Origin of the sequence: Halococcus agarilyticus, from assembly GCF_000334895.1 — an archaeon.
GTDB classification, from domain to species: Archaea; Halobacteriota; Halobacteria; order Halobacteriales; family Halococcaceae; genus Halococcus; species Halococcus agarilyticus.
On record NZ_BAFM01000003.1, the window covers coordinates 32209 to 44412 of the forward strand.

Below are 12204 nucleotides of genomic sequence, written 5' to 3' on the forward strand. Positions count from 1 at the left end.
AGTCGGAATCGATCCACCGATAGACCCAAACCGCGGGCGGGCAAACGTTGCCGCATGAGTGCGGGGCAGACACAGCAACCGATCCGATGTCTCGTCGCCAAGGTGGGTCTCGACGGCCACGACCGCGGCGCACACGTCATCGCGCGGGCGTTCCGCGACGCGGGCTTCGAGGTGGTGTACTCGGGGCTCCATCGCTCGCCCGACGAGGTGGTTCAGGCAGCAGTTCAGGAAGACGTCGACGTGCTCGGGATCTCGATCCTCTCGGGCGCGCACAACACGCTCGTCCCCAAAATCTTGGAGGGTCTCGACGAGTACGACGCCCTCGACGATACCCTGGTACTGGTTGGCGGGATCGTCCCCGACAAGGACAAAGACGAGCTGAAAGAACAGGGCGTCTCGGCGATCTTCGGCCCCGGCGCGTCGATGGAGGATACCATCGAATTCGTCCGCGAGAACGCCCCCGAGCGATGAGCGACCTGCTCGAACGGCTGCTCGACGGTGACCACCGCGCGCTGGCGCGCACGATCACCAACATCGAGAACCGCGCGCCCGGCTACCGCGATCTGGTCTCGGGCCTCTACGAGCACGCCGGCACCGCCGAAGTGATCGGCATTACTGGAAGTCCCGGCGCGGGGAAATCCACACTGGTGGACAAGATGGCCGAGACGTACCGCGACCGCGGCGAAACAGTGGGAATAATCGCGATCGACCCGTCCTCGCCGTTCACCGGCGGCGCAGTGCTCGGCGACCGCATCCGGATGGCCTCGAACGTCGGCGACATGGACGTGTTCTTCCGGTCGATGAGCGCGCGCGGCAGCCTCGGTGGCGTCTCGATCGCCACCGCCGACGCGGTGAAAGCGCTCGACGCGTTCGGGAAGGACCGGATCATCGTCGAGACGGTGGGCGCAGGACAAAACGAGATCGACATCGTGAAGACCGCCGACACGGTCTGCGTGCTGGTCCAGCCGGGCAGCGGCGACGACGTCCAGATGCTCAAGGCCGGAATCCTGGAGATCGCGGACGTGTTCGTGGTGAACAAGGCCGATCTCGACGGGGCCGATAGAACAGTCCAGGAACTCCGAGAGATGCTCGACCTGCGCGGGAACGCCGGTTCGGGGAGGAACGACCAGCACGCGAGCCACGGTCACCACGCCGAAGCCGAGCCCGCCGGGGACGGTGCGGACGGGCACGCCGGCCAGACGGACGGAGCCGCGCTCAAGCAAGCCGAGGCCGAACCAGGCGACGACGGCGGGTCGGACGCGGTGTGGACGCCGCCGATCGTCGAGGCGGTCGCCACCCACGGCGAGGGCGTCGACGCGTTCCTCGACGCGATCGACGACCACCACGCCCATCTCGATGCGACCGGCGAGGCCGCCGCGAAGGCCCGCGAGCGCTACGCCGAGGAGATCCGAACCTTACTGCGCGAGGACACCGCCGCCCTGCTCACCGAGGAGATCGACGCCCGCGGCGGGATCGACGATCTCGTCGACGGTGTCGTCGCCGGCGAAACCGATCCGTACGGGATCGCCGACGACGTTCTCGACCCCGTTGCGGCGTGTCTCCGCGAGCGCCGCGAGGACGGATGAGGGGGGCAGTGACCCCCGAAGGCGGCGGATCGGCGTGAGCCGAAACGACGCAGTCGCCGATCGGTTCGAGGAGTTCGCCGACCGACTCGAAGCTACCGGGGTCGAGTACAAACCCCAGTCCTACCGTCGGGCGGCCGAGAACGTCCGCGCCCACCCCGAATCCGTCGAATCGCTCGTGGCTGACGACGGGGAAGGAATCGAGGAAATCGAGGGAGTCGGTGAGGCGCTCGCCGCGAAGATCGTCGAGTACGTCGAAACGGGCGATATCGAGGAGTTGGAGGAACTCCGGGCGGAGCTGCCGGTCGACATGGCCGCGCTCACGAGCGTCGAGGGTGTCGGGCCGAAGACGGTCGGCACGCTGTACGACGAGCTCGGTGTCGAGGATCTCGACGACCTCGAAACCGTCGCCAGCGAGGAGCAGATCCGCGAGATCTCCGGGTTCGGCGCGACCTCGGAGGAGAACATCCTCGCGGGGATCGCGTTCGCGCGCCAGGCGAACGAGCGCTCGCTGCTCGGCGACGCGCGCCCGCTCGGTGAGGATCTCAAAGAGTATGTCGCGGACGGAGTGGGCGGGGCGGACGGGGCAGTCGAGCGGTGCGAGCTCGCGGGCTCGCTCCGGCGGTGGCGCGAGACCATCGGCGACGTTGATCTCCTCGTCGCGAGCGACGATCCCGAAAGCGTGGTCGAGCACTTCACCGAGTGGGATCGTGCCGACGCCGTGATCGAGGCGGGTACGAGTAAAGCAAGCCTCCGGGCGAACGGCGTCCGCCTCGATCTCCGGGTGGTCGTGCCGGAGGAGTTCGGGAGCGCGCTCCAGTACTTCACGGGGAGTCGCGACCACAATATCGGGGTCCGAAACCGTGCGATCGAGCGCGATCTGAAGGTCAACGAGTACGGTGTGTTCGACGTCAGCGACGTTGACGACCCCGACTCTGGCCAACGCGTCGGCGAGCGGGTCGCGGGCGAGACCGAGTCTGGAATGTACGAAGCGATCGATCTCCCCTCGATTCCGCCCGAGCTCAGGGAGGACAGCGGTGAGATCGACGCGGCCGCCGCGGGCGATCTCCCGAACCTCGTCGAACCGGACGCCATCCGCGGCGACCTTCACGTTCACTCGGACTGGTCGGACGGCAAGTACGCGATCGAGGAGATGATCGCTGGCGCGGCCGAGTTCGGGCATGAGTACGTCTGCATCACCGATCACGCGAGTGGGCCAGGGATCGTCGCCGACACCGGGCTCTCGGACGACGATCTCCGCGAGCAGCGCGGCGCGATCGAGGACGTGGTCGCCGCCGTCGACGCCGATATCGACGTACTCTGTGGTGTCGAGGCGAACATCGACGTCGACGGCGGGGTGTCGGTCGGCAATGAGGTGCTCGACGACCTCGATCTCGTGGTGGCCTCGCCGCACAGCGGACTCGACGGCGATGGCACCGACCGGCTCGTGACGGCGATCGAACATCCCCACGTCGATATCGTCGGCCACCCGACCGGGCGCTATCTGAACCGGCGACCGGGCCTCGAACTCGACTTCGATCGGGTCGCGCGCGCGGCCGCAGAGCACGGCGTCGCGCTCGAAGTCAACGCGAACCCCCAGCGGCTCGATCTCTCGGGCGGCGCGGTCCGGACCGCGATCGAGGCCGGGGCGACGATCGCCGTCGACACCGACGCCCACCGGCCGGCGAGCTACGAGCTGCTTCGCTACGGCGTCCACACCGCGAGGCGGGGCTGGGCCGAGGCCGGCGATGTGCTCAACGCCCGCGATCTCGAGGGACTGTGCGCATTTCTCGCCGACTGACCGTGAAACTGCTGTTCGACGTGATATGCGGAACGATTGCAGTCTACTGCCGGATGTGTGGCCACGACGCGACCTACGCGCTCGATAGAGGAATCGAGGAGGTTGAGCGCGAGGCCCCGAAGTAAAGGGGTGGAGGGGAAGGACTTTCACCGCAACCCGACACATGGGGGGTATGATCGACGAGACGGTCGAGGAGATCCGGGAGATGCGGACCCACTCCTCCTCGGTGGTCGCCGTCAAGGCCGCCCACGCGCTCGAAACGCTGACTGAGCGGGAGTTCCGGAGCCTCGACGACTACCTCCGGGACGTCGAGCGCAACGCGACCGCGCTCCGCCAGGCCAACCCCTCCCACGCCTCGCTCCAGAACACCCAGCGCGAGATCGTCGAGGAGGTGACGGGCGCGGACCCCGGGGACATCGAGGCCGCGAAGGCCCGAACCAGCGAGGCGATCCGTACCGTGATCGAACGGGTCGAGATGGCGAAACGCCGGGCCGCCGAGTACGGCGCGGCCGCGATCGAGGACGGGATGACGGTGCTGACCCACGATTACTCCTCCACAGTCTTGGAGGCGATCGAACTCGCGGCGCGCGACGGGGCCGCCCTCGACGTCTACGTGACCGAGGCCCGTCCGCGCTACCTCGGGCGCAAGAGCGCGCGCACCCTCGCGGGGATCGATCGGATCGAGCCACACCTGATCGTCGACAGCGCCTGCGGGCACTTCCTCCCCGAGTGCGATCGCGTGTTCTTCGGGATGGACTGCATCGTCGGCGACACCCTCTACAACCGGGTCGGAACCTTTCCGATCGCCGCGACCGCCGCGGCCTGTGACGTGCCCGTCACCGTGATCGGCTCGGGGGCGAAGATCATCGACGAGGGGTTCGTCTTCGAGAACGAGTTCCGGTCGAGCAGCGAGGTGATGCGCGAACCGGCCGAGGGGTTCCGGCTCGAAAACCCCGCGTACGACGCGACGCCGGTCGAACTTCTCGATTCGGTCATCACCGACGAGGGGATGGGCGCGCTCGACTGACTACGCAAGCGCGAGGCGTGCGGGTCGGCGGGCGACGACCGCGTCACACTCGGGACAGGTGTAGACGGCGCGGTCGCGGTCACCGTCGGTCGTGTGTTCGACGCGCCAGTCGCCACCGATCGTGCTCTCGTGGCCGCAGTCAGGACAGTACAACGTCGATTTCCGTCGTGTGCCGCCGTCCGGTGGTGGCCGGCGTTCCGATCGTGTCATGGTCGACGGTACGGCTGCGACGAATATACGTCTGGCGGAGAGTACCTTCAGATGAACTACTCCACCAATCGATGGAGTAGAATGGGAGATCGAACGGTCGACGAGATGTGTGTCGGGACGGCGCGCTATCCGAACATCATGTCGTCGTAGCGGTGGTCCTCGCGCTCGACGTGATCGGCGAGGCTCTCGTAGTGGTGGCGGACCTCCGCCGCGAACGAGCGCAGCGGCTCGGCGTCGACCCCGAGATCGTAGATCCCGTCGGCGGTTTCGAGCAGCCGCGCGGCGGCCTCGGCGTCGGGTGCGAGCGGATGGACGGGCGTCGTGAGCACGCAGGCGTCGAGCGGCGAGTCGATCCCACGAGCCATGAGCGTGCCGTTGATCCCGTCGAGAAAGCCGCCGCCCATCGCCTCGATATCGACACCGTCGAGCCGTCGTTCGCGGTACTCCTCGGTGGCGACGTAGAACGATCGGTGTTCGCCGGGGCCGTGGGCCATCGGTACTCCCGAGAGAACCGCGGCCTCCGTGACCCCGTTCGCCTCGGTCCAGTCGAGGACCGATTCGGCGAGCGCGGCGGCGGCCGGCATCGGGACGAACAGTTCGCCCACGAGCACCGTGACGTCGAGGTCAGGACGGGAGAACAGTCTCGTGTGGTGGCGTGCGATGCCCTCAGAGAACGGCGTGATCGCGGGGAGCCGGTCGGCGGTGATGTGGCCCGTCTGTTCGAGATCGAGCTGGTCGACCAGCGAGTCGGCGGCGGTGAGGCCGGCCATCCCGAACTCCGCGAAACCCGCGAGCAGCGTTGCCGGCGGCTCCGCGTCGTGGATCACGTCGAACGTCGCGTCGGGGCTGGTGCGGATCGTCTCGGCCATGTGTCGACCCACGACGGCAGGGCGTTTAGTCGTTTCTCGGCCGACGACCGAGCCACGAACGGCGGCTCGGTAACGAGGGCGGTTGCGGTGCGGCTACGGCGGTGCGGTAGCGGGGCCTGGCGGATGAAGGGCGAGCGAACGGAGTCGTTCGAAAGGCGCGAAGCGCCTTTCGTGATGACGAGAGAGCTTCGCTCTCTCGAACCATGAGCGAGGGCTTCGGCGGTGCGACTGCGGCGCGGTTGCGGAAAGCGCCAGCAATCCTACCGCGAGCGAGGCCGACGGCCGAGCGAGCGGGTGTTTTTGGTCCACCTTTTTGCGAGTAGCGAGGGACGCGGAGCGTCCCTCGTACCGTGCGAGCGGGCTTCGGCCCGCGAGCAGAGAGCGGTGCGCGAGCGTAGCGAGCGCACTCGACGAAGTAAAAAGGTGGTTGCGGAACGCTTTTTCCCGACCCCGGTGACCGGAGCGTATGGAGCCGGTGCGGGTGGCGCGCGGCGTCACGCAGGGGTTGCAGGTCGGTACCGAAGCCAACGGCACCACCGGGAACACGACGCCCGAGAACGGATCGCTGGCGAACGGGACCGGCGAGGTCGTCGAGACCGCGAGCCGGCTGCTCCCCGAGTGGGTCCCCCAGTGGTCGGTTCGGGTCGCGCTGGCGCTCGCGGTGCTCGCGATCGCGTGGTACGGCTCGAACGTGCTCGTCAGGCTGCTCGGCCGACGGGTGGCCAGACGTTTCAGGCGGCCGAGCGTCAGCCGGGCGGTGTTGCGGTCGGTCCGGGCGAGCGTCATGCTGTTCGCCGTGTTCGTGGTGGCCGCGCTCGCCGGGGTCGATCTCGGCAACATCCTGCTCTCGGTCACGGTGTTGACCGCGGCGGTCGCGGTCGTGGCCGCACCGATCCTCGGGAGCATCGTCAGCGGGCTGTTCGTGCTCACCGATCAGTCCTACGAGATCGGCGACATGGTGCGGATCATCGACGCCGCCGACGACACGACGGGGTTCATCGAGGACATCACGCTCCGATACACCAAGATCTTCACACTCGACAACACCTTTCTGGTGATCCCGAACGGGACGATTCGGGACCGCGACGTCATCAACTACTCCGCCGAGGACCCGCGGACGAGGCTCTCGCTCGACATCCTCGTGACCTACGAGGGGGATCTCGACGCGGCGCGGGACCTGATCGAGCGCGCGGCACGCGACGTCGATGTCGTCATCCGCGGCGGGCCGGACATCCGGATCGGCAGCGCGCGATACCCGGCCGCGCCGACGTGTTACATCAACGAGTACGCCGACAGCGGTGTGCTCCTGACCCTCAGATACTGGGTTCGGGAGCCGTACAAGCTTCTGACTGTTCGCTCCGCAGTGCAGGAGAACATCTGGGAGCGACTCGACGGGGCCGACGTGGAGTTCGCGTACCCACACACCCAGGTCGTCTTCGACGATTCCGACGACGCCACTCCGGGTGACGGACCGCGTTTCGACGATCGGCGGCGCTGAGCGCGGCGACCTGGCTCACTCGGAGCGGGGTGCGGCGACCACGCGACAGTCGAGCTGGTCGCTCAGGTACTGTGCGACGTCGGGTTCGTCGGTGATCCGGCGGACCATCCGTCGCCACCGGCTGGCCTGTTTCCGGCCGATCACGACCACGTCGGCGTCCTCGGTGGCGACCTCGTCGAGAATGGTCTCCTCGACGAGAAAGCCGGTGCGGACCGCGTACCGTGTCCGGTCGAGCGAGCCGAACTCGCCTTCGACCGCGTGCTTGAGGTCGGTCTGGGTGACCCGCTGGTTCGCCTGGTAGAGGTCGACGTGGAGCACCGAGAGCGCGGCGTCGCGCTCGTCGGCGACCGCGATGGCGGTTTCGAGCGTGCGCCGGGAGTGCTCGGTCAGCGGGTACCGGACGGGCACGACGACCAGCGTCATCGGATGCCCCGAGTGGCGCAGTGCGCCTGAACCTTTTCATTCGATCACACGGCCGTCCCGAACGGTCGTCCGTAGCGATCCCTGTAGACGGGACCCAGCACGCACTTGTTCGGCGCGCTCCACCACCGATCATGGACGCGAAGACGACCGCGGACGGCCGGCAGCTCTACGTCGACCGAGAGACGGCCGAGCGCGGCTCGAAGGGGCCGTTTTTCGTCGCTTACACCACGGAACGCGCCGATTCGCGGTGGGGCTACTACTGTGCGAACTGCGGCGCGTTCGACAACGCGATGGACGCGATGGGCCGGCTCAAGTGCAACGCGTGTGCCAACATCAAGAAGCCCGACGAGTGGGACGCGGCCCACGAGTAGCGGTCGGCCGGACCGTCGACGGCACGAAGGTTTATGATGTGACGCGCAGTAGCTCTCGGTGAATGAGGGTTGTTACCACGCCACCGACCCAAGCGGCTCGATCGATCTTCACCGACCTCGGCTACACCGTCTCCGGCAACGGCCCCGAGTTCAGCGCCGAACGCAAGTGGCGCGTCGTCGACGTCACTGCCGCCGACGAGTCGACCGAACTGCCCGAGTCGGGCGATCTCCGGTGTTTCGTCGCCCGAGAAGACGCCGCACGGGATCTTCGCGAGCGACTGCTCGCGACCAAACCCGACTACGACTGGGCGGTCATCGGCGTCGACGGTGCGGGTGAGTACGAGGTGCTCCACCCCTCGCTCGGCCCCGCGCTCGTCGCCTGACGGCCGCCGGGCTACAGCAGCACTGTCGGATTACAGCCCGCGTCGCGCCGCCGCGAGGCCGGCATTGGGATCGACGTCGCCGTCTTGAGCTTCGAGCGCATCGCCGAGCGCCGCCACGAGCGCGAGGACGTTCGTCGGCCGCGCGGAGTGGCCCATACAGCCCACTCGCAGCACGTCGCCAGCGAGATCGCCGAGCCCGCCAGCGACCTCGATCCCGTGCTCGGAGAGCAGGTGATCGATGACCGCCGCGTCGTCGACGCCGTCGGGGAGGGCGACGGTGTTGAGACTCGGGAGCCACGACTCGCTCGCGAGGCCGAGCCCCATCGCCTCGACGCCGTCCCGGAGCGCGCCCGCGACCCGCTCGTGGCGCTCCCACCGATTTTCGATCCCTTCCTCCGCCACCAGCCGGAGCGCCTCGCGGAGCGCGTAGACGTTGGTGATCGGCGCGGTGTGGTGGTACGCCCGCTCCTCGCCCCAGTAGTCCGCGAGCAGCGAGAGGTCGAGATACCACGAGCGAACCGGCGCGTCGCGGTTCGTGACCTTCTCGACCGCGCGCTCGGAGAGGGTGAGCGGGCTCGCGCCGGGCGGCGCGGAGAGGCACTTCTGGGTGGCCGAGTACGCCGCGTCGATCCCCCACTCGTCGACTCGGAGTTCGACGCCGCCGAGCGACGTCACGGTGTCCGCGATCGTGAGCGCGCCGTGGTCGTGGACGATCTCGGTGAGCGCCGGCACGTCGGGCTGGAGGACGCCGGTGCTGGTTTCGGCGTGAACGAACCCCACCACGTCGGGGTCGTGGGTCTCGCACGCGGCGGCCACGTCGTCGAGGTCGAGCGGTGCGCCCCACGGCGCTTCCACGACCTCGACCGAGCCGCCGGCCCGGCGAACCATCGACGCCATCCGCTCGCCGAAGTAGCCGTTGTCGGGGACGAGCGCGGTGTCGCCTGGTTCCGTGAGGTTCGCGATCGCGCTCTCCATCGCGGCCGACCCTGTGCCGCTCACCGGGATGGTGAACTCGTTGTCGGTCCGGAAGGTGTATCGAAGCAGTTCCTGAACCTCGTCCATCAGGTCGACGAACGCCGGATCGAGATGGCCGACCATGGGGGTGCTCATCGCGCGCCGGACGCGTGGGTGGACTTCGCTCGGACCGGGCCCCATCAGGGTCCGGTCGGGCGGCACGAGCTCGCCGACGTCGGGTGGCTCCATACCGCCGTCGGGAGCGCCGGCGACAAAAGGATGGGTACTACTGTGAGCGATCGTCGTCTCTCGCGACGCTGTGTGCCATGCTATCCCGCCCGCGAGTCGTTTAATACCGTTGGCACTCTTGATCGAGACATGTTCGTCGGCCACGGACTGCTGGCGTTCGCGCTCGTTGCAGCGGGCGCGCGCTGGATCGGGCGTTCGCGCGAGCACGCGCTGGCGCTCGGCGTGGCCGCGGGCGCGTTCGCCACCCTGCCCGACGTCGACATCCTCTACGCGCCGATCGGCGTGGTGGCCTCCGGCGCGCTCGACGTCGAGGGGTTCTGGGCCGCCGGGAACGTCGTCCACCGCGCGGTGACCCACTCCCTCGTCGTCGCGCCGATCGCGGCGGTCGCGTTCGGCTGCTGGTGCCTGGCGGAAGCGGGGACGGGGGTGGGTGTGGAGCGAGCGGGCGATCCGTCGACTGCTGGGATCGCCGAGCACGGTGTGGCCGTCGCGGTTCTCGCGGGCCTGGTCGTGATCGCCGGAATCGTCAGCGGTCCGCTCGGTGCGTGCGTTATGGCCGTGTTCGGGATCGCTGGGCTCGGAGTGGCGACGGCGGCGGTGCGGTTCGGTGGCTGCTCCCCGGGCGCGGTGTCGGTCGTCGCGCTGTTCGGCCTGGCGAGCCACCCGTTCGGCGACCTCGTCACCGGCGGGCCGCCACGGCTGCTCTACCCGTTCGACGCGACCCTCCTGCACGAGCGGCTCGTCCTCGCCGCCGACCCGACGCTTCACCTGTTCGGGGCGTTCTGGCTCGAACTCGCCACGATCTGGCTCGCGCTCGCAGTGTACGCGTCGCTCACCGACCGTCGGATGCGAGACGTGATTCACGGGCGGGCGGCGCTCGGCGTGGCCTACGCGGCAGCGGTGCTCGCGATCCCCGCACCGACGCTTGCGTCGTCGTACGAGTTCGTGTTCAGCGTGCTCGCGGTCGGCGTCGTGGGCCCCGTGCCGCTCGTGTGGCGGCGGCGGTGGCGCGCGTGGCGACGGGCGCAGCGTCCGTTCGACGACCACGACAGGCTCGCGGCGGCGGCCACCGGTCTCGCGGCGGTCACGCTCGCGTCGGTCGGATACGCGATCGCCTACGGCGCTCTCTGAGGACGGGAGTCTTTATCCCCCGGGCGACGAACCCCTCTCCATGTCGTGGGCGGACATCGGTGGAATCGTCGAGAGCGAACACCGCAACGCCCAGATAGGGTGGCTACTGGTCACGCTCGTCGTGCTGGCCGCGGTGGCGAACCTGGTGGCGGGCGATCTCCTCGACGGGGCGTTCGCGGCGAGCGTCGCCGTCCTCGTCGTGGTGCCGCCGCTCGCCTTCGGCTCCCTGCGGACGATGCTGCCGTGGGAGGTGCTCGCGATCGCCGCGTTCCCGATGCTCGGGCGCACGATCGCCCCGTCGGTGGTCGCCGAGGTCGCCACCTATCTGGGGGTAGCGGCGATCGCGCTGGTGATCGCGGTCGAGCTTCACCTCTTCACCTCCGTCGAGATGAGCTACCGCTTCGCCGTAGTGTTCGTCGTGATCACCACGATGGCGGCCGCCGGGATCTGGGCGGTCGGCCGGTGGCTCGCCGACCTGTACCTCGGGACCGGCTTTCTCGTCTCCGAGGACGCGCTGATGTGGGAGTTCGTCGCCTCCACGGTTGCGGGAGTCGGTGCCGGGATCGTCTTCGAGTGGTACGTCCGCCGACGGCTCGACGCCGCGCGGTTCGCCGGAGGTGTCGGATGAACCTTCGCGACCGGATCGGCGTCACCGAGCGCCGCCAGCGCCAGGCGACGTGGATGATGGAGGTTGGGCTGGTCGCCATGTTCGGCCTCGGACTCGTTCGCGGGAGCACGGGAATCGTCGTCAACACCGGCATCGCGCTGCTCGTGACCCAGCTCCCGCCCGTCCTCGAACGCGATCTCGGGCTCCCGATGGACGCGGGGCTCACCCTCTGGATCACGAGCGCGGTGTTCCTCCACGCGTTCGGCGTCGTCGGGTTCCCCTGGTCGCCGCTCACGCCCTACCAGTCGGTCTGGTGGTACGACCACCTCACTCACGGGCTGTCGGCCTCGGTGGTCGCGGCGGTGGGCTACGCCGCCGTCCGCGCGCTCGACGTTCACAGCGCCGAGGTGTCCTATCCGCCGGAGTTCACGGTCGTGTTCGTCTTCCTGTTCGTGCTCGCGTTCGGCGTGCTCTGGGAGGTGATCGAGTTCGCGGTCGCGGGACTCGCCGCGGCGATCGGCTCGGGCAACGTGCTGACCCAGTACGGCCTCGAAGACACGATGCTCGACCTCATCTTCGACACCGTCGGCGCGGCGGTGGTCGCGATCTGGGGCGGCGCACGCCTCAGTGGCGTGGTGACCGCGCTCGCCGAGCGCTTCGATGCCGCGCGGCGCAGCACCGAGTAGCGCGTCCGGGGTTATCGATCGCCGGGAGCCGCGGTTTTATGCCGTCGCCGGGCGAACCGATCGTCGCACCATGGTGTACAAGAAGATCACGCTGATCGGGACGAGTTCGGAGAGCTTCGACGCGGCCGTGGACGACGCCGTCGACCGGGCCGAAGACACCCTCAACAACGTGAAGTGGGCGAACGCCGAGAATCTCGGGGTCGAGATCGCAAACGCCGACGGCCGGGAGTACCAGGCCGAGGTCGAGGTCGCGTTCGAACTCGACGAGTAACCCGGAAGCGGTGCGGCGCAGTGCGGGGTAGTGCGGGGCGGTGGCGGTGCCTGTCGTCCTGTGTTCGCGGAGCGAACACAGGGCTCGGGAGAGCTTGCTCTCCTGGCGGATCGAGGGCTCGGGCGGTGCTGTGCGGCGGCG

16 protein-coding genes are annotated in these 12204 nt (G+C 68.6%); 12 read left to right on the forward strand and 4 right to left on the reverse strand.

The window, feature by feature from the left end; translation table 11 throughout:
- The first annotated feature begins 54 nt into the window (after nucleotides 1–54).
- Genes TX76_RS03155 through TX76_RS03170 form a run of 5 tightly spaced genes read left to right on the forward strand, consistent with a single transcriptional unit; the run spans nucleotide 55 to nucleotide 4411 of the window.
- On the forward strand, nucleotides 55–471 hold the full coding sequence (locus TX76_RS03155) for a cobalamin B12-binding domain-containing protein (protein WP_049899021.1): 417 nt from the start codon (nucleotides 55–57) through the stop codon (nucleotides 469–471).
- Nucleotides 468–1586: a methylmalonyl Co-A mutase-associated GTPase MeaB gene (gene meaB, locus TX76_RS03160; protein ID WP_049899023.1), complete on the forward strand. Its 1119-nt coding sequence runs from the start codon at nucleotides 468–470 to the stop codon at nucleotides 1584–1586. The genes TX76_RS03155 and meaB overlap by 4 nt, the downstream gene beginning before the upstream one ends.
- A 34-nt stretch (nucleotides 1587–1620) precedes the next feature.
- The gene (polX, locus tag TX76_RS03165; protein WP_049899025.1) at nucleotides 1621–3384 is read left to right on the forward strand and encodes a DNA polymerase/3'-5' exonuclease PolX; all 1764 of its coding nucleotides are present in this window, start codon (nucleotides 1621–1623) and stop codon (nucleotides 3382–3384) included.
- A 2-nt stretch (nucleotides 3385–3386) separates the two neighbouring features.
- Nucleotides 3387–3509 (forward strand): Mut7-C RNAse domain-containing protein, encoded by a 123-nt coding sequence (locus TX76_RS18255; protein WP_228842293.1) that lies wholly within the window; start codon nucleotides 3387–3389, stop codon nucleotides 3507–3509.
- A 47-nt stretch (nucleotides 3510–3556) separates the two neighbouring features.
- On the forward strand, nucleotides 3557–4411 hold the full coding sequence (locus tag TX76_RS03170; RefSeq protein ID WP_049899027.1) for a translation initiation factor eIF-2B: 855 nt from the start codon (nucleotides 3557–3559) through the stop codon (nucleotides 4409–4411).
- Here TX76_RS03170 and TX76_RS03175 read toward each other — a convergent pair whose 3' ends face one another.
- Both TX76_RS03175 and TX76_RS03180 read right to left on the reverse strand, forming a co-directional pair.
- On the reverse strand, nucleotides 4412–4621 hold the full coding sequence (locus TX76_RS03175) for a phage terminase large subunit family protein (protein ID WP_049899029.1): 210 nt from the start codon (nucleotides 4619–4621) through the stop codon (nucleotides 4412–4414).
- A 125-nt stretch (nucleotides 4622–4746) separates the two neighbouring features.
- A complete protein-coding gene (locus TX76_RS03180) occupies nucleotides 4747–5490 on the reverse strand; it encodes a proteasome assembly chaperone family protein (RefSeq protein WP_049899031.1) in 744 nt (247 codons plus the stop codon).
- A gap of 466 nt (nucleotides 5491–5956) precedes the next feature.
- On the opposite strand from TX76_RS03180, the gene TX76_RS03185 reads away from it, so the two are divergent.
- The gene (locus TX76_RS03185; RefSeq protein WP_049899033.1) at nucleotides 5957–6988 is read left to right on the forward strand and encodes a mechanosensitive ion channel family protein; all 1032 of its coding nucleotides are present in this window, start codon (nucleotides 5957–5959) and stop codon (nucleotides 6986–6988) included.
- Nucleotides 6989–7003: 15 nt separating this feature from the next.
- Here TX76_RS03185 and TX76_RS03190 read toward each other — a convergent pair whose 3' ends face one another.
- Nucleotides 7004–7411, reverse strand: coding sequence for a universal stress protein (locus TX76_RS03190; RefSeq protein ID WP_049899035.1), 408 nt, complete (start codon nucleotides 7409–7411; stop codon nucleotides 7004–7006).
- 131 nt (nucleotides 7412–7542) lie between these two features.
- On the opposite strand from TX76_RS03190, the gene TX76_RS03195 reads away from it, so the two are divergent.
- Together TX76_RS03195 and TX76_RS03200 are read left to right on the forward strand one after the other, a co-directional pair.
- Nucleotides 7543–7782: a DUF5816 domain-containing protein gene (locus TX76_RS03195; protein WP_049899037.1), complete on the forward strand. Its 240-nt coding sequence runs from the start codon at nucleotides 7543–7545 to the stop codon at nucleotides 7780–7782.
- A 62-nt stretch (nucleotides 7783–7844) separates the two neighbouring features.
- Complete coding sequence (locus TX76_RS03200) at nucleotides 7845–8165, forward strand: DUF7116 family protein (protein WP_049899039.1); 321 nt, start codon at nucleotides 7845–7847, stop codon at nucleotides 8163–8165.
- Between the two features lie 30 nt (nucleotides 8166–8195).
- On the opposite strand, the gene TX76_RS03205 is transcribed toward TX76_RS03200, so the two are convergent.
- Nucleotides 8196–9368: a pyridoxal-phosphate-dependent aminotransferase family protein gene (locus TX76_RS03205; RefSeq protein WP_049899041.1), complete on the reverse strand. Its 1173-nt coding sequence runs from the start codon at nucleotides 9366–9368 to the stop codon at nucleotides 8196–8198.
- A gap of 129 nt (nucleotides 9369–9497) precedes the next feature.
- On the opposite strand from TX76_RS03205, the gene TX76_RS03210 reads away from it, so the two are divergent.
- The 4 genes from TX76_RS03210 to TX76_RS03225 all read left to right on the forward strand — a co-directional run bounded on the left by TX76_RS03210 (nucleotide 9498) and on the right by TX76_RS03225 (nucleotide 12063).
- Entirely contained in the window at nucleotides 9498–10499 is a 1002-nt protein-coding gene (locus TX76_RS03210) for a metal-dependent hydrolase (RefSeq protein WP_049899044.1), read from the forward strand.
- 40 nt (nucleotides 10500–10539) lie between these two features.
- Entirely contained in the window at nucleotides 10540–11127 is a 588-nt protein-coding gene (locus tag TX76_RS03215) for a hypothetical protein (RefSeq protein ID WP_049899046.1), read from the forward strand.
- Entirely contained in the window at nucleotides 11124–11792 is a 669-nt protein-coding gene (locus tag TX76_RS03220; RefSeq protein WP_049899049.1) for a hypothetical protein, read from the forward strand. Before TX76_RS03215 ends, TX76_RS03220 begins: the two co-directional genes overlap by 4 nt.
- Nucleotides 11793–11862: 70 nt before the next feature.
- Complete coding sequence (locus tag TX76_RS03225) at nucleotides 11863–12063, forward strand: dodecin (protein WP_049899050.1); 201 nt, start codon at nucleotides 11863–11865, stop codon at nucleotides 12061–12063.
- Nucleotides 12064–12204 lie beyond the last annotated feature (141 nt).